Annotated in this window: 12 protein-coding genes and 1 CRISPR repeat array; of the genes, 3 read left to right on the plus strand and 9 right to left on the minus strand. The window is 67.2% G+C overall.

Annotation, left to right across the window (positions count from 1 at the left end; genetic code table 11):
- Positions 1-53 precede the first annotated feature (53 nt).
- Together AB0J66_RS47195 and AB0J66_RS47200 are read left to right on the plus strand one after the other, a co-directional pair.
- Positions 54-206 (plus strand): hypothetical protein, encoded by a 153-nt coding sequence (locus AB0J66_RS47195; protein ID WP_364675328.1) that lies wholly within the window; start codon positions 54-56, stop codon positions 204-206.
- Positions 207-1,153: 947 nt separating this feature from the next.
- Positions 1,154-1,705, plus strand: coding sequence for a hypothetical protein (locus AB0J66_RS47200; protein ID WP_364675330.1), 552 nt, complete (start codon positions 1,154-1,156; stop codon positions 1,703-1,705).
- 18 nt (positions 1,706-1,723) lie between these two features.
- Here AB0J66_RS47200 and AB0J66_RS47205 read toward each other — a convergent pair whose 3' ends face one another.
- The 6 genes from AB0J66_RS47205 to casA all read right to left on the minus strand — a co-directional run bounded on the left by AB0J66_RS47205 (position 1,724) and on the right by casA (position 8,954).
- Entirely contained in the window at positions 1,724-2,758 is a 1,035-nt protein-coding gene (locus tag AB0J66_RS47205; RefSeq protein ID WP_364675332.1) for a DUF4238 domain-containing protein, read from the minus strand.
- A gap of 296 nt (positions 2,759-3,054) precedes the next feature.
- A CRISPR array of direct repeats spans positions 3,055-3,998; the repeat unit is 26 nt; unit sequence GAGCCACCCCCGCCCGTGCGGGGAAG.
- A 20-nt stretch (positions 3,999-4,018) separates the two neighbouring features.
- Entirely contained in the window at positions 4,019-4,672 is a 654-nt protein-coding gene (gene cas6e / locus AB0J66_RS47210) for a type I-E CRISPR-associated protein Cas6/Cse3/CasE (RefSeq protein ID WP_364675334.1), read from the minus strand.
- A 32-nt stretch (positions 4,673-4,704) separates the two neighbouring features.
- Positions 4,705-5,532 (minus strand): type I-E CRISPR-associated protein Cas5/CasD, encoded by an 828-nt coding sequence (cas5e, locus tag AB0J66_RS47215; protein WP_364675337.1) that lies wholly within the window; start codon positions 5,530-5,532, stop codon positions 4,705-4,707.
- On the minus strand, positions 5,529-6,752 hold the full coding sequence (gene cas7e / locus AB0J66_RS47220; RefSeq protein ID WP_364675340.1) for a type I-E CRISPR-associated protein Cas7/Cse4/CasC: 1,224 nt from the start codon (positions 6,750-6,752) through the stop codon (positions 5,529-5,531). The genes cas5e and cas7e overlap by 4 nt, the downstream gene beginning before the upstream one ends.
- A 52-nt stretch (positions 6,753-6,804) precedes the next feature.
- Complete coding sequence (gene casB, locus AB0J66_RS47225) at positions 6,805-7,365, minus strand: type I-E CRISPR-associated protein Cse2/CasB (protein WP_364675342.1); 561 nt, start codon at positions 7,363-7,365, stop codon at positions 6,805-6,807.
- Positions 7,362-8,954 carry a type I-E CRISPR-associated protein Cse1/CasA gene (gene casA, locus AB0J66_RS47230; RefSeq protein WP_364675345.1) on the minus strand — a complete coding sequence of 531 codons (1,593 nt, stop codon included), beginning with the start codon at positions 8,952-8,954 and terminating at the stop codon, positions 7,362-7,364. Before casA ends, casB begins: the two co-directional genes overlap by 4 nt.
- Before the next feature lie 1,270 nt (positions 8,955-10,224).
- Here casA and AB0J66_RS47235 point away from each other — a divergent pair.
- Positions 10,225-10,368 (plus strand): hypothetical protein, encoded by a 144-nt coding sequence (locus AB0J66_RS47235; RefSeq protein ID WP_364675348.1) that lies wholly within the window; start codon positions 10,225-10,227, stop codon positions 10,366-10,368.
- Between the two features lie 32 nt (positions 10,369-10,400).
- Here AB0J66_RS47235 and AB0J66_RS47240 read toward each other — a convergent pair whose 3' ends face one another.
- The 3 genes from AB0J66_RS47240 to AB0J66_RS47250 all read right to left on the minus strand — a co-directional run bounded on the left by AB0J66_RS47240 (position 10,401) and on the right by AB0J66_RS47250 (position 16,130).
- Positions 10,401-13,268, minus strand: coding sequence for a CRISPR-associated endonuclease Cas3'' (locus tag AB0J66_RS47240; RefSeq protein ID WP_364675361.1), 2,868 nt, complete (start codon positions 13,266-13,268; stop codon positions 10,401-10,403).
- A gap of 1,012 nt (positions 13,269-14,280) precedes the next feature.
- On the minus strand, positions 14,281-15,867 hold the full coding sequence (locus tag AB0J66_RS47245) for a recombinase family protein (protein WP_364675350.1): 1,587 nt from the start codon (positions 15,865-15,867) through the stop codon (positions 14,281-14,283).
- Between the two features lie 107 nt (positions 15,868-15,974).
- Complete coding sequence (locus tag AB0J66_RS47250; protein ID WP_364675353.1) at positions 15,975-16,130, minus strand: hypothetical protein; 156 nt, start codon at positions 16,128-16,130, stop codon at positions 15,975-15,977.
- Positions 16,131-16,602: the final 472 nt, after the last annotated feature.

Raw genomic sequence — 16,602 nt, forward strand, 5'->3', positions numbered from 1 at the left:
TGTGGCTGCCGAGAACGAACGGGTCCTGACCCGTCCGAACCCGGGAGTACCCGATGGCCACCACCCCAGAGACGCAGCCCACCGAACCCCAGCTACCGCCGGCTCGGCTGTCGCAGACCCTCGAAGCGGTCAACCAGGCCAAGATCCCACCCATGGGTCCTCAATGCCTGGAGCGGACGGTTCGCCGGTTCGCCGAGTACGCATAACGCCCACCAGCGCGGAGCCCTGCACCCGGTCTCGGGTGCAGGGCTCCGTCGGGTTCGGTACTCAGTCGGTGCGCCAGATGATCTTGTTGCGCCCGCCCAGTCCGCGGGCGGAACGGCTGGCTTGGTCTCCTGCCTGGCCCGTTCCTCGATCCGCTTGAACAGCATTTCGATCACGTACGTGTCCAGGGCAACCCGGCCCCGGCCGATCCCATTGCAACCGCCCTGAGCCTTGCCCGGACACTTGTACTGCCAATGGTTGCCCCCGTTCGTACGGGGAAGACGCGTAACCGAACCAAACCCCATTCGTGCTGTCCGAACCGACCCCCGCCCGTGCGGGGAAGACCACGGGAGCGGCCGAGCCGTCGACTGGATGGGCGAGTCACCCCCGCCCGTGCAGGGAAGACAGGTTCGCGATCCAGTGCTCGGCGTCCGGGTGGGAGCCACCCCCGCCCCTGCGGGGGAAGACTGTCACGGGACCGGCGACGCCGTCCGGTACGACGAGCCACCCCCGCCTGTTGCGCGTGCGGAGAAGTCGTCCGCGCGCTGTACTTGGTGCGCAGCGTCTTGGAGACACCTCCGCGCGTGCGGAGAAGGCGCGGTGATCAACTGGGCCCGGGCCTACAAAGAGGAGACACCCCCGCGCATGCGGAGAGAAGACACCGTACCCGGGGTGAGCCGTGAGAAGTAGTCGGAGCCACCCCGCTCGTGCGGGAAGACATTCCCAGCGTCGTTCTAAACGCCACCCTCAACGAGCCACCCCCGCCCGTGCGGGGAAGACGGCTGCGGGAAGTCGGGGTAGCGGGCAATCCAGGAGCCACCCCCGCCCTTGCAGGGAAGGCACTTGCTGACCTGGCCGGTTATGCGGTTTGGACCGTTTGTGTGATCGGTACGGCGGGGAGCAGGCCGAGTCCGTAGGGTTTGCCGCGGAATCCACCACGGTCACCAGAATGACGCGCACCCGCTGGATTGCCGCGATCGCCGCCCTGGCCATCCTGCTGGCCGCCGTAACCATCATTGTCACCTGGCTTTTGCGCGACACCATCACCGCCGCCGAGAAAGCCGTGCCGGCCTCGCCGCCACCTGGACCGCCGACGGCTCCAACAACATCCTGCACGCCGGACAGGCCCCGACTTCCCCGCCACCCTGACCGGCTGGCAACCGGCAGCGAATGGACGGAAACCACCCACGTTTTCGGTGACCGGACCAGCCTCTGCAACACCGCCACCTGCCCGCACCCTTACCTGGCCACCATGAACGGCTGCGCCAACCAGCGCTTCCTCATCCGCTGGCGCAGCACCGACGCCCAGCAGAAGGTCACCTTTGCTCACGGCACCGTCGCCGGCGACATCGGCACCATCGCTGAAAAACAATTCACCCAGCCGACCGACACCGGCTGGGCCGAACCTAACTGCTGCGGGTGGCCGCTGTGGAAGACCCTCGGCCCCAACGCCATCGCCGACGTGGCCGTCAGCATCCAGCAGTGGACCCCCACCGCCTGAGGATCGCGCCAGGCCGACCTAACGCCCGCCCGGCTTGCGCTGCCGCGCCGTCCTGCGAGTCCTCAACGGCATGTTCGCCCCGTCCGGCAAGACGATGTCCGCCGGCGCGGTCATGTGAAACAACGGCCCGTCCACGAGCACGTCTGCTCTCACGTCCGGTTGGCCCGGGCGCAGGAACATGTTCTGGTAGGCGCTGTGCGCCGCAAGCGTGTTGACCGCCTCGGCCGTCCGGGCGTCCGCCGCAAACCGGGCCGGCACCCCCGGCGTCGGCTCCCGCGCCAGGATGAGCACCATCGACGGGTTCAACGGGAACCACACCTCGTCCGCGTCGGCCAGACCGAACCCATGAACGGGATTGTCCTTGTAGAGCATGACCGGCTCGTCACACGTGACCAGCACCGGCGCGTCGAACACCCCGAGATACCAGTGCCGGCGCATCAGCCTCGGGTAGATGTTCTCCGCCAGCCGGCCCATCATCCGCAGATGCTCGTTCGGGTTTGGCACGAACTCGTACTCGCCGAGGTTCTCGACCATCTCCTGCATCTCGGCGACCTGCTCCGCGGTCGGCTCACCGACCCGGTCCTCCAGGAACGCCTGAACACCTTCACGGCTGAGCCCTGAATACTGGACCTTCATGTAGAGGTCGGTGGTGGCCTCGATCTCACGCCGGCGGCGTTTCCCGCGCACAAACTGAAACGCCAGCAGCGTCGCGATCGCCTCCCGATCATCCGGCGGCGGCGGGAACTGCCCCAACAACGGGTTCACGATCCGGCCGATCGCCGCCGAACCGGACGCCTCGACAGCCCCGAGCATCTGCTCCAGATGCCCGGCCGGCTGCCCGTCAGTGTCGATGAACGTGTAGAAGTCGACCTCCGCGCTGGCCGTCTTCGGCACCGTCGTGTACCGCCGGCCACCTGGCTTCTCGACAACATCGATCCGCCCGGCCGCATCGGCCCAATACTCCAGGTAGAAGCGCGGGACCGTGTGATGACGGGCTCCGACGAAATGATTCGGGTCTCCCGGGAACGGCCAGTCCGCGGTGACGCCAGCCATCTACTACTCCACTCTCACTAGAACCGAAGCCGGAACCAGCCTGCGGCCAGGCCGCACCCGCACCACAGGCGGGCCCAGAACGGCCCCAAGGATGCCGCCCGGGACGCCCCTCAAGCAACCTAATTGGACACACCAGTGCCCAACCCGTGCGCCCGGCCCGCGATACGACGTGCAGTTAGAGCCAACCCGCGTGCGGGGAAGGCTTCGGGGGACTGATACCGACTGGCGGCGGCACGGAGCCACCCCAGAGCGAGCGGTGAAGACCTGGCCGACCACATCTTGGACCCTTACATCCAAGAGATACCCAGCGCGTGTGGCGCAGACCGGCAGAACTATGGCTCCGATTTGTCGTCTGGGGGAGCTACCCCGCGCGTGCGGGGAAGGCCGGACAGACACCATGACCTTAACCCTCGTCCAGGAGCCACCCCCGCGCATGCGGGGAAGACGATGCACTCGTCACCAGTGTTCCAGTTGCCGTAGGAACCACCCCCGCCGCGTGCAAGGAAGACTGACACCTATACCGGAGCCCTCTAACGGCAGCACAACGAGCCACCCCTGCGCGTGCGAGGAAGGCAGCCACGTGTCGGCGGACGGGCAAAGGATCGGAAAGCCACCCCCGCGCGTGCGGGAAGGACGAGCGGTGGGATCACACGGACCCATGCGTTGTGAGCCACCCCCGCACGTGCGGGGAACACTGCGCGGCCTGGGTCACAACGTCCTGGTAGTTCGAGCCACCCCGCGCGTGCGAGAAGACCGGAACCAGTGCGGTTTGCTCGCCCAGTACAGCGAGCCACCCCCGCCCGTGCAGGGAAGGTAGGTTCAGATCCTGTCAAGGGGTGATCAGCTCCGAGCCATCCCCGCCCGTGCGGGGAAGACGACACCACGAACGGCAACACCGCCTGGTACCTGGAGCCACCCCCGCCCGTGCGGGGAAGTCAGGATCGGCCGGCGCGGGGCTGCCCTGCTGTTCGAGCCACCCCCGCCCGCGCGGGGAAGACTTTACGATCACCGGCACCCCGACCGGCGGCACGGAGCCACCCCCGCCCGTGCGGGGAAGACTCCATCGTGTTCCCGATCCTGCCCACGTACCTGGAGCCACCCCCGGCCGTGCGGGGAAGACCGCTCCGGTACCCAGAATTCCGGCCTGGCCCTGGAGCCACCCCCGCCCGGGCGGGGAAGACCAAGAGGGCAAGTCCGAGCGGACGTCACGGCGCGAGCCACCGCCGCCCGTGCGGGGAAGACACCTCCTGAACTGGCCGTTCATGCGGTCCGAGCCTCGTTTTCGATCGGTACGGCGGTGAGGAGGCCGAGACCGTAGGGTTTGCCGCGACCGATGCCAGTGACGATCGCTTGGCGAGTCAGTTCGGGGTCAGTGATGGTGGCGGTTCCTTCGATGGTCACGGCGTGGTGCCGGATGCCAGCGGCGGCGCTATTGCCTCGACCTCCGGTGATCGAGTGCTCGATGTCGATAGCGGTCGGATGGTTCAAGATGTCGAGGCCGGCTTCGGCGGCGCGGCGCTGCCACCAGGTGTAGATGTCATCGAGGTCGGTGAGGGGCACGCGTTTGCCGCGCAATCCGGTTTCCTTGCGTCCGCCGACGGTTTTGATCGGATTGGTGGTTATGGCATAGCGGATTGGGATGCTGGTGGTGAGCCGGTTGAGCAGCGGGGTGAGGTCCACGGTGGCGGTGCTGATGGCGTAAGCGTCGGGGAGCCGGTCGAACGTGATCATGTTGGAGCTGGTTTGGACGAGCAGCCGCGCGCCGGCGTGGGTGCTTTCGAGCCGGTAGAGCGTGTTGGTTTGGGCGCGTGCCGAGTCGCCGAGGTCATCGGGCAGCAGGCTCATGACGCGTTGATGCATCTTGTTGGCGTTGTCGAGGTCACGGTGAACGTCACGCTGGCGTGTGTTGAGCACGAGCTGGGTGAGTGTAGGCATCGTCGGTCCTGTCAGGTCAGGATGGCCAGGGCGTCGCGCATCGTCTTCCATGCGGTGATGCCGGTACCGGCTGCAGCGACGGTGGCGAGGTCCTGGCCGACGGTGCGGTTGCGGTAGGTGCGGTACCCGTTGGTGAAGGCGACGGGGTTGTCGCGAGTGATCGTGTAAGCGTCGGCGGCTGGCACGCCGTCGAGGTATACCACCCGCTCGACAGTGCTGACCTGGTCCTGGTCGTCCTCGCTCGCCTCGTTGGTGGCGGCTGCGATCATGGCGAACCAGTCGGTGCGAGGCGGCCGGGTGGCCCGAGGCATCGGGGTGTAGGCCGGCAGGGAATGCAAAACCTGTTCTCCGGGAGTGGCGCTAGTGCCGAGCAGGACCCGGTAGGCCGGCGGGCAGGATTTCCTGCCGAGATAGAGCGGCCAGCGCGGCTGGGTGAGCGCCGCAGCGAGCCGTGCGGCCAAGGCGTCGTCCTCGACGGTCACGGTTGCGGTGAACGCGGCATCGGCGAGGTAGTGGCGGTATGTGAGGGTGCCGGATGCCTGGCCATGCTTGTTCTTGCGGGGTTTGCCTTCGGCGTTGCGCATGCCGTGGTCGGCGGGGTAGCCGCCGCCGATGGTGTGGAAGTCCTGCATGAGATGGCCCGGGTGGTCGGCGCGCACGTGCACGGTCAGGTTGTCGGCCCAGTCGAGTGCCGTGGTGCGGGGCTGGCCGAGCGCGCAGGCGAGCATGCCGACGATGCCAGAGCGGGTCGGGTAGGCGAGGGTGTCTCGGCGGCTGAACGCGGCGCGTTCACCCCAGGACTGCATGGGCCCGGCGAGCAGGAGGACGAGGGTGTTCACGCCGCAGCGTCTCCGGCCGCCAACAGGTCGGTGTGGCCGATGGCGGCGGCGACGAGCGCCGGGATGCCGCCGCGGATCTGGTCACCGAATGGCAGCGGGTCGCGGGTGACGGCGTTGAGGTGGCCGGTCCACAACGCGTCGTCGCCGTACGCGTCGTTGATCAGAGTGACGTGCTCGGCGAGCTGGCCGACGGCGGACTGCAGGTATCCGTCGCCGTGGTGGCGCACGGGCTTCTCGAACGCGGCGGCGTACGACAGGGGCTGGTCCCCGCGAACTTGGACGATCACCAGGTCGGGGCGGGTGTTCGCGGCGGTGCCGCTGGCCTTGCCGGACGGCAGCGACTGGGCGAACGAGGTCAGGAACTGGGCGGCGAGGTCGCGGGCGACGGCCGTGTCACCGACGTGCTCGGTAAGTGTGTCCAGGTCAATGTTGGCGTACCGGTAGTAGGTGCCGGTGGTGAACTCGGCGGAGGCGAGGTGCCCGGCACCGGACTCGTCGGCGTGGGTGTAGTCGTCCACGGCGGTGAAGTAGTCGAACTCGGGTGCGGACTCGTGCACGGTGAACGCGTGGGCGACCTGGACCGCTGATTCGATGTTTGCCGATGGCATGGCGGCGATCATGCGTCCGAACACGGTGATCAGCCCTCGGGGCTCCCGGACGATGTCGTTGAGGGTCTTGCGGACCGGTTTGAAGTCCTTGTCGTCTTTGTCGATGCCGCCCTTGCGGTCGAGTTTGCGGGCCAGGAACAGCGCCTTGTGTTCGTCAGCGACGGCCGCGAGGTCGGCGTATTGGGAGTCGGTCAGGAAAAGCAGGACGTTGGAGTTGGTGTCGTTGTCCGCGGCGTCGTCGGCTTTCGCCTCGGTCGCCGTGGCGTCGGTGTCGGTGGCGGCGGTGTCGTCGCCGCTGTCAGCCTTGGCGTAGGTGGCGAAGACGATCCGCCCGGCGAGCAGCGCCTGCTCGCGGGCCCAGCCCATTCCGGTGAGCAGGTCGGCGAGGATGGTGACGGGCTTGCGGGTGCGTAGCGCTCTGTCGTAGCCGGGGCTGTCCTTGAGCGCTGCTTCCATGTGTTTGCGGGTGGCGCGTTTCCAGCACTGGCTGGACACGCGGGTCCGGGACCGGCCGCCGTAGGTGACGGTCTTGGGTGCGCCGAGGTCGTCGCGGTTGAGGTTGCTGAACGGAACGGTCTGCAGCAGGTGGATCGTGATGATGCGAGGGCGCATGGAGTTCGCTTTCGTTAAGAGAGACCGGGGGAGGACGAATGATCGCCTGGGGCTATGCGTCGCTGGGTTCGGCGTCGTCGGCGGCTGCGCGCTGTGCTGCGGGCGCGAGCGTCCGGTAGTAATCGCCCATCCACTTCTTGGTGATCTGCGCGGAACGGTTGGGCCAGGCGAGCACGTCTCGAACGAGGTCTGCGAAATCGGGCACGTTGCCGGTGCTGTGCAGCATGGTGAGCAGCCGGGGTATGTGCTCGTAGATCAGGGTGGTCGCGTCGGCGCGGCCGGCGGCGATCAGTCGCGTCTCCATTGTGTTGGCGGCGATTCCTCGGCTCTTGCCACGGCGGACGGCGGCGGCCAGAGCTGCGCCGAAGGGTGGCCGGTCGGCGGTGCGGCCGTTGTCGAACAGGGCGATCCACGCGGCGGCTTGGTAGAGGACGGCTTCACGGTGGCGGCCGGGGTTGGTGCCGGTCCACGTGGCTAGGTAGCGGTGTGCGGTGATCGCGTCTTCGGGTCTGCGCCGGGCCGCGCGGCGCAGCGCAGCGCGGGAGCCCGGGTTGCGGCAGATCGTGCGCATGCTGGTCACGAATCGGTTCTCGAACCGGTCAGGGACGGTCATGGACGAGGTTCTCCGGTTTCTGTCGCGCTGATCCAGGGGCGGGGCCGGTGCTTGATGACCGCAGAGATCCCACGGGCGTCGGCTACGGAGGAGGTCACCTGGTCGTAGATGTCGATGACGGTGCGACGCAGAGCGGCCCGCGCGTCCGGCACGGTCGCGGCGAATGCGGCACCGTCGGCGGCGTCGGTGAGCGCCCGGTCGAATACCGTATGCGCGGCCTGCCAGTAACGCGGCGCTGCCGCTTCCTGCCAGGCGCGCGCCTGGCTGTCCTTACGGCTGAGGTTGCGACCGTTGACTAGCGCCCAGAATGTGGCCCGTCTGAGCACGTCTGCCTCTTGGTCGGCTGCAGTGACCCAGGCGGGAATGGCGGTGCGGAACTGGCGGGCCGTCGGGTCGGCGGGGTCGGCGGCGATCGCCTCGAATACCGGTGGCGTGACCGCGCTGTACCAATCCAAGTTGCTCGGCTGGAAACCGTGCTGGTCGAATCCGTGCGCCGTCATCCGCACCTGCCGCAGCACCGCGGTCGGCAGCCATGCCAACGATCCCATGACGGCCGGCGAGGCGAAGCCGCTGCCGGGTTCGTCAGCAAGCAGCGCCGGCAGGTCACGCCACACGTGCCGTTCCGCGTCGGCCATCTGCGCGATCCGGCCGCGCTTGCTGTCCGTCCGGTACGACAGGTACGGGTCGTAGCCGACCAGGTTCCCGGCGGTCTTGTCCTTGAACCGCCACGACAGATAGGCGTTCACCGCCACCGTCTCGCCGCTGTCGGAGGTGCCGGGCAGGAGCAGCACGGCATGACCCGAGTCGTTGGCCAGCAGGCTCACGATCCCCTTCGGCGAAGGTTTAGGGCCTCTCGGGTCCGGCAGGTTCGGTGTCTCCCACTCGGCAAGGTCAACCGTCGGCGGCTGCGCGAACGGCATCGTTACCGGCGGAACGAGGTGAGCCAGCAATGTGTGCAGCAACGTCGGCCCGACCGGGTGATACGACACGCGAGCGCGTAGCGGACCAAGGTAAGTGAAGTCAGCCTTGCCCTTCTCGCCGGGCAACGTTCGCGTCGAACAGCGGCCCAGTGGTCCGAAGAACTGCACGCTCAGCAGCGCCGCGACGGCCTCACTGATCGTGGCGTCGCCGGGGTTGCCGTCATGGAAGGGGGAGAACCACGTCGCGTTGTTACCCGACGGCCGCTCCGGAAGTAGCGTGTTCAATCCGGCACGGCTCGTGCACTCCTGCGCCAGCCGAGGCTCCTGCCGCCACGGCCGGGGCACGTCGAACAAGTCGAACCGGTGCCCCCACTGGTCGAAGTATGCGCCAACCCGAGCCGGGTCAAACGCACCGGCGGCGAGCACCTGCGCCCGCCGCCGGTGCCAGTCCTCCACGGGCACTGACGGATCGTCCAAACCGGTGATCCGATAGGTCAGCGCGGTGAGGATACGCAGCAGAGCCGCCGTGCCTGCCGGCGCGCCCGCATCGATGCCGGCAATCCGATGCGCGTCAACGAACAACGATCGGAAACCCACATGCCGAGCGGCCCCGTCGACGTACGTGACCGGCAGCCACGCCCCTGTGTCGACCCGAAAGGAAAACGTCACCGCGGGATTATCAGCCCCACATCAACCTGCTCGTCAACCCCACCCCCGCAGATTTCCAACCACTTAGCGGACGCTGCTAGGCTCGTGTCCGACTACTCCCAACCCCGCCACAGACTGCGACTGGCCGATGAAAAGCGACGATGTGGATCTACACCCGGGCAGCTCAGCGAGCGTCCTCCCCGCTCGTGCGGGGGTGTCTCCCCGAACCCGTACGGGTCGGTGTAAATCTCACCGTCTTCCCCGCTCGTGCGGGGGTGTCTCCCCTCCGTACTGGCGTCTGGCGAACCTGCCAGCGTCTTCCCCGCACGCGGGGGTGTCTCGGCCTGGCCCTTCCACCAGTCGAGGTGCTTGCCGTATTCCCCGCACGCGCGGGGGTGTCTCCACGGTAGGGATCGGTTCGCCTGTCTCGCCGCGGTCTTCCCCGCACGCGGGGGTGTCTCGCGGCACGGGCCGAGGGCTTCGAAGAGGGCTATGTCTTCCCCGCACGCGCGGGGGTGTCTCGTCGAACAGGTAGCCGGCGTTCTCGTTGGGCAGGTCCTCCCCGCATACGCGGGGGTGTCTCCACGTGCCACCGGTAGCCGTTGGGCAGGATAACGTCGTCCCGCACGCGCGGGGTGTCTCAAACTTCGCGCCCGCGCACGGTGGTGAAATGGGGTCGTCCCGCACCGCACGCGCGGGGGTGTCTCACTCAGGTACAGCCAAGGCCGCTACCTGGAGAATCTGCCCCGCATGCGTGGCGTGTCTCCTGATCGGGCAGAGCTGGCACGGAGGTGTGTCTTACGTTGCGATACAGGGCGGCCGTTACCTCAACGCTTCTCCGCACATGTTGATGCCCATCGCTCTCCGAGAACACGGTGATGGCTCATCTAGCAACTTTCTCCACACGGCGGAAGTGCTTCCATCGCACAGCGGTTCACGCATCTCAAGGTCATCCTTCTCCGCCTGCGCGGAGGTGTGTCTGACGTGTCGGCACCATAGGAGCTGCACATCACCTCCTCCCCGCCCGCGCGGAGGTGCCTCCTTATGGATGATGGGCCGTCTACCGGCAAGGCTGCGCCCCTTCGCGCACGCGCGGAGGTGATCCGAGACGATCATGTCAGGGACGGCATGGCGGCCATTCCTTCGCACGTGCGGAGGTGTCTCCACGTGGCTGCGCGACCAGAACATCTGGGATATCGCTTCCCTGCACGTGCGTAGGGCGGCCCCTTCTGGCAGCGCCGCATCCGAGGGATAACGTCACGATCTCCGCACGCGCGGAGGTGTATCTGACGTGAGCGCAGCCGAAGAGCTGGACATCACGTCCTCTCCGCAGGTGCGGAGGTGGTTCGTCGTAGTCGACACCGTCGCGTTGTTCTGGATAGACCTTCTCCGCATGCGCGGGGGTGTCTCCATGTGCAACGGCTACCTGATTTAAAACTGCACGCCTTCTCTGCACGTGCGGAGGTGTCAGGCGCGGCGTTCGATGCGCAGTCCCCGCTCGCCGCTGAGCAACAGGATTGTCGTGTCGTTGACGTACGCAAGCGACTCGTCGCCGGCAGTCTGAAATGAGATGACGTGCACGTCGCCGAGCAGGGTCTGGGTCTGCCATGAAGTGGGCCGGTCGGTGTCTTGGCGGTCGCGGACCTGTTCGACCCAGCGGGCGGCGGGGACGCGGATGGTGTGTTCGATGATGGTGCGTAGTTGTTCGCGGGAGTGTCGGCCGTCCGGAAGGCTGCCGGCGGCGGGCAGCGGCAGGGTGTAGTCGCGGTCGAGCCAGCGGCGGCCGCCTGCGTCGGCCCAGGTGGGCAGGATGGTGACGGTGTTGAGGTCATAGCGCGCGGACACGCGACCCAGGAGGTCTTCGGCGCTGGTCACGGACGTTAGTTCGTGAAGGTCTTGCACCGCGGCCGGGGCGGGGATGGCGACGAGGTCGGCGGCGGCGGTTTTGCGGCCGTCGCGGACGGCGGCGGCGGTTTCCCAGGTGCGGCGGGCTTCGTCGTCGCTGGTGAACGACGAGTCATAGACGGCGTCGACGAGTGTTTGCACGTCTTCGGGCACGCGGATGCCCGGCTGGCCGGCGAGATGTTGGGTGAGGACGTCGTAAGTTTTGGCAAGCAGCGATTGGTCGTAGGGGCGTTCGTCGCGGTCGGCGAGGGTGCCGCCGTCGGCGGTGGGGACGAGGACGGCCATAGTGGGGGTGGTGAACCCGGCGGGCCGGATCACCGGCTGCTCGGCTCCTTTAAGTGTGGGCCGGTAGGTGTGGTGGCGGTGGCCGCGGCCGGCCCGCTGGATGAGCAGGGCGCTCGGGGCGAGGTCGGACACGATCAGGTCCATGTCAATGTCGAGGGACTGTTCGACGACCTGCGTTGCGACGAGGATCGACCGGGTAGGCCGGCGTACCTGGCCGTTGTCGTCGGCGGTGCGGGCGTGTTTGCCGTACTGGTCGGTGACTTCGCGGGCGTGCCTATTGCGATCCTTAACGGGGAAGCGGGCGTGCATGAGCCGCACGTCAGTGCGGGATTCGGCGGCCAGGTCGATGAGCGCGTCGTAGACGGCGACGGCGTCGTGGACCGTGTTGCACACGACCAGGACGTTGCCGTCGGCGTCACCGAGTGCGACCGCACCAACCTCGGCGAGAACTGCGGCTGGCAGCCCGGAAGGCCGGGCCCAAGTCCCGCCGTCATAGGCTGCCATCCGTACCCGCACGGTCGCGGCCCGCGCCGTTGTCGGCACCGCGCCTGCGCTCGCGTGCCCGGTGACCGCATCCAGGTGCACCCACCCCGGATATTCGGCTTGAACGCCCAGCGCCTGTGCTGATGGCAGGCCGGGCACCCCGGCGCGGTAGGCGAGCACGAGCGACTCGGCCAGCCGGGCAGACAACGTCGCGGACAGCAGCACGACCGGCACCCCGCACGAGGCCAGCCACGTCAGCACCCGCCGCAGCAGGCTCTGCATGTACGCGTCGTAGGCGTGCGCCTCGTCAACGACCACCACCTTGCGGGTCACCCCCAACAGGCGCAGCGGCTGCCACTTCGACCGCAACGCCATCGCCAGGAGCTGGTCGATCGTGCCGACGCTATTCGGTGCCAGGATCGGCCGGTTCGACCCGCGCATCCACCCGGTGATCTCCGCCAACCCGGACCCGTCGCACGATGACGCCACGTCGGGCTCCGACTCGTCGGACACGGTCGGCCGTTCCGTGTTGAGGTACTCGTCGTTGAGTGACGCCAAGCCGTGCATCAGCGACAACCGCGTCGGCCCGGTGAATCCCGTCTGCACGAACTCGCGCACCCGCGAGTACATCGCGTTTGTAGTCGCCATCGTCGGCAGCGCCAGGAACACACCTGTCGAGCCGGACTTCTCCGCGAGCACCGACGCCGCATGCAACGCCGCCTCCGTCTTGCCGTCACCGGTCGGGGCCATCACCACGAAGATTCCCGCCCCGGTCGCCAACGCCGGCAGGTCCTGCGCCGCAGCGATCTGCGGGCCGCGCGGCGCGAACCCCGGGAACTGGACGGAAAACGGCCGCCGGCGAAACAGCGCCCCCGGCAACCCCGACGCGGCCAGAGCCCGCTCGGCGCGCCCCCGCGCATCCTTCGCATGTCGGCGCAGCGCCTCGACAGTCAACGCCACCGGGTCGCCCGGCACAAAAGGCAGCGTCTCGGCAATCACATCAACCTGCGACATTAGCCAGTCCGCCACCACCACAGCACCGGTCAGTAGCGCCGCCGCCTCCACCGACAGTCCCGCCGCCGATGGCATGTGATCGCCGAACAAGACCTGCTCCACCCGGCTGAGGATCAGATCACGGGTCAGACCCCACCGGCCGGCAAGCACCGGATCAACGCCTTCCAGCCGGGGCAGCCACACCGCATCACCGAACCCGTTGAGGATCAGCGACCGGTCCGCCGCCGGGTAGACGCCGTGGTGGCCGCCGACCGTCTGCGCGGCTCGCACCACCCGCCGATTCAACTCAGCCCCGCCGGACGCGCGCTGCCACACGTAGGCGAACCCGGCGTCGGCGTGCGCCACCCCCACCTGCGGCGGCACATCCCCGGCCGACTGCCCGGTCAGCGCCGCGAACCGCCCCGCCCGCAACGACTGGAACCCCGGCGTCGCCTTCCCCACGTCATGCCACGACCCGAGCAGCGCAGCCACCCGCGCCACCTCGTCCGCCGGCACCCCCGACCGAGCAACCGTCCGCCGCTGACCGGCCGTGAACACGTCAGTTACGACCACCTCGGCGGCCACGCCCACGTCAATCAGGTGGCACTCCAGCGGGTACACCCGGCCGTCCGGCAGACCCCGCTCCTTACCCCACACCAACCCAGGCATCAATGCCACGCGTTGGACCGGAACAGGAGACGTGGGAGCAGGAGCCGAGGGCGAAGGACGGCGACGAGGCATCCAGACAGTATCGACGCCCGACCGTCAGCCTGCGGTAGGCCACCGACGCCGGGTCGGACGCCCGCCGCCTGCTTGAGCAGCCGAAAACCCCCGCACATGCGAGGAAGGGACCGGCTGTCATCCGCTGCAACACTCGGTGCAGTGCATCCCTGCACCGGCAGGGAAGCCGCTGGTCACCGCGAACGAGACCTCCGCAAAGTGCGATACACCCCCGCACCGGCAGGGAAGGCACTCCAACGTCATCCTCTGCAGAACCTGATGAGAACACCTTCGCACGTGCGGAGACCTTCCATGAGCATCTACGCTCGCGCGGCTCCGATACATCGCCGGCCGCAAGGTGACGGGTGCTAAGGGGGCGTCCGGCCAGCGCGCGGGCCAGCGTGAGCCGCTGCAGAGCCGATCAGAAGGTGGAGTCGAGAATGGCGGCTCGGCGTTGCTCTGCCCACCGGGCCACTTTGATGCATTTAGCGAGGATCTGACGGTAGCCGTGGGACCGGCGACTGGCGAGGTCGTCCATGTATGCCAGGTAATCCGACGGTGTGACAACGCTAAACCATTGGCCACGGGGTTCCACCGTAACCGTCCAGAAGTGTTCGGACAGGTCTGCGAGCCGTCAAAGGCTCCGCTAGAAGGGCGTTGAACAGGGGAAACGTATCTCTTGCCGACTTGGGCGTGTGACTGCCGAGAACGAACGGGTCCTGATCCGTCTGAAACGGGAGCACCCGATGGCCACCACCCCAGAGACGCAGCCCACCGAACCCCAGTTGCCGCCAGCGCGGCTGGCACAGATCCTTGAAGCAGTCAGCCAGGCCAAGATCCCATCCATGGGCCCTCAATGCCTTGAACGGACGGTTCGCCGGTTCGCCGAGTACGCGTAACGCACTACAAGCACGGAGCCCTGCACCCGAGGTCGGGTGCAGGGCTCCGTCAGGAGCGGTGCTCAGTCGGTGCGCCAGATGATCTTGTAGTCATCGCCGCAGAACCGGTTCCCCTTCGACGCTGGCATCACGACCACGCTGACGATGTGGTCGGCCAGGAATTCCTGCCGCCACCCCAGATCTTGATTCCGCTCCCACTCGGCCCGCGGATTCGCAGGAAGTGTCACAGGCCGACGTTGCGCCATCGCCCACCGGTCTCGCTCAAGCCGGGCTTCATTCAGCCGCTTCTCCACATCTGGGAGCAGGGCGTAGAAAGTCTCGTCGCTGATGCCACCTCTCCCACCGTCATACGCCTTGAGGAGCGCGGCGCGTGCCTCAAGGGCGCTCTCAAACTCGCCTGCGCCCGCCCAGTCCGCGGGCGGAGCGGCTGGCTTGGTCTCCTGCTTAGCCCGTTCCTCGATCCTCTTGAACAGCATTTCGACCACGTACGTGTCCAGGGCAACCCTGTCCCGGCCGATCCCATTGCAACCGCCCTGAGCCTTGCCCGGACACTTGTACTGCCAATGGTCACGCTGGGTTGGGTGCGGCCCGGTCGTCAACTGGGTGTTGCAGAGAACGGTGCTACCCGGCTCGCTCGGCTTGCCGCACCGCGCAAACCCAGAGAGCAGGTACTTGCGGCCCTTCCCGATCTTGCCGATCTCCTCGGGCCTGATCAGTTCACCGGGCTGCTTCGTCTTCGGGTCCCACTTTCGACCCTTGGTGGCTTCAAGCCGGCGGTGGATGACCAGCCACTCTTCCGGTGTGCAGTACGTCTCCCAATCACCGATCTTGGGTTGACCCGTTTCCGGGTCCTTGACGATCCATCCGGTTCGATTCATCCGGCGCATCCCGGACGGCTTCGGGTTGCGCAGCCACGACCGTACGGCAGGGGGCCGCCACATTCCGCCGGTGCTTGTCTTGATGCCGTTGTGCTGCAGCCAGCGGGTGATCGAGGTGATCGAGTCGCCACGTCTTGCCCGCTTGAGCATCTCTTCCGCGTGCACGGCTTCTTTGGGGTGCTTGCGCTTGCCGTCCTTTTGGTAGCCGAACAGCCGCCGGCCTGGGGTGGGTGTACCAGCGAGAGCCCTCGCCATGTGATCGCGAGTCACTCGGAAGGCGATCTTCTTGGGCTCCTTCTTGTTGCCGACCATGCCGACAAGACCCTCGAAGTCGAACCCGTCCGAATAGGGGTTCTTCTCCGAGCCCTCCTGGATGTAGACGCGCTCGGGATGGAGGATCAGGCTGTCGGTGAACCGCTCCCACTCGCCATAGGTCCTCGCTAGCCGAGACTGCTCAACGACGATGACGCCTTCGATGACGTGGTCGTGGCCGGTGATCCTGCATCGGCCGCCGTGTGCCAAGGCGTAGATGAGGTCCTCGAAACCCTCCCGGTACACGTTGCCCTTCGAGACAGATTTGTCGTTGTCGGTGATCTCGCAGACGACTTTGTACCCGAACCGTTCGGCGGTCTGCCGGTTCTCCGGATGCTGGTTGAGAACCTTCTGCTTCTTCTTCCGGTCAACGGAGATCCGCGCGTAACTGGCGATGGGTACGGGCTCGGCCGGGACGCCGGCAGCCCGGCTGAAACTGCGGGAAGAGTAGGGGTGCACGCATCCTCCTGACCGACGACAAGCGGGCAGTCGCCCGTGTCGTGCTCGTCGGTCGCGTGTCTGGAGGATGTAGCAAAAGACCAGTTCAGAATCTACTTGCTACCTAGTCACTCCGCTGGACGTGTTACCAGAAAAATGTGGTCCCAGTTGAACAGGATGTCGGCGCCCAGATCCTCCGCCTCCGCCGCCGCCCGCCGAATGGCCTTGTAGTCCGCATGCTGCGGCTGCAGCTGCACCCCGATACGCACAGGTCGAGAAGTCATGATCAAACCCTAGAAGACCAGCGGCCCTCCTGCAGGGGGAGCAGCCACCCAGCCATCATCTCGCCCCAGCACCGCTGTTGCGCGGCGGCCGGACGCAGCCTGAACAAGAGGCGCCGCCGCCTTCGAAGACGACCGCCGCGCCCGTCTCGGCGGCGAGCCGGCCGGCCAGCGCTCGCCCTTCGTCCCGCCACCGGTCCCAGTCCTCGGGCGTCGAGGAGGACGGTGCCGGATGCTCGGGGGAGCGCCACGCCCCCTGCTGATGACGGTCTTCCCAGTCGGCCCAAGCTTGTAACTCCTCCGCGAGACCTGCGCTGATACGCAAGGACGGCGGTAGCCCGCTCTGATGCGCGTCTTGCTCGGGGCGACGACGTAGCGGACGGGTCTTTACCAAGATCGGTGTTTCCGGCTCTTCGGTTAGTAGGTTTCGGCGGCCGGCCAGCGGTCACCGAAGGTGATGGCGAAGGCATTCAGC

This window comes from Actinoplanes sp. NPDC049598 (assembly GCF_040675435.1).
Classification (GTDB): domain Bacteria; phylum Actinomycetota; class Actinomycetes; order Mycobacteriales; family Micromonosporaceae; genus Actinoplanes.

What these genes read in the sequence shown, in the direction of transcription:
- AB0J66_RS47195 (WP_364675328.1), top strand. Translation starts at nt 54, where the DNA reads ATGGCCACCACCCCAGAGACGCAGCCCACCGAACCCCAGCTACCGCCG.
- AB0J66_RS47200 (WP_364675330.1), top strand. Translation starts at nt 1,154, where the DNA reads ATGACGCGCACCCGCTGGATTGCCGCGATCGCCGCCCTGGCCATCCTG.
- AB0J66_RS47205 (WP_364675332.1), bottom strand. Translation starts at nt 2,758, where the DNA reads ATGGCTGGCGTCACCGCGGACTGGCCGTTCCCGGGAGACCCGAATCAT.
- cas7e (WP_364675340.1), bottom strand. Translation starts at nt 6,752, where the DNA reads ATGCGCCCTCGCATCATCACGATCCACCTGCTGCAGACCGTTCCGTTC.
- casB (WP_364675342.1), bottom strand. Translation starts at nt 7,365, where the DNA reads ATGACCGTCCCTGACCGGTTCGAGAACCGATTCGTGACCAGCATGCGC.
- AB0J66_RS47240 (WP_364675361.1), bottom strand. Translation starts at nt 13,268, where the DNA reads ATGCCTGGGTTGGTGTGGGGTAAGGAGCGGGGTCTGCCGGACGGCCGG.
- AB0J66_RS47250 (WP_364675353.1), bottom strand. Translation starts at nt 16,130, where the DNA reads ATGACTTCTCGACCTGTGCGTATCGGGGTGCAGCTGCAGCCGCAGCAT.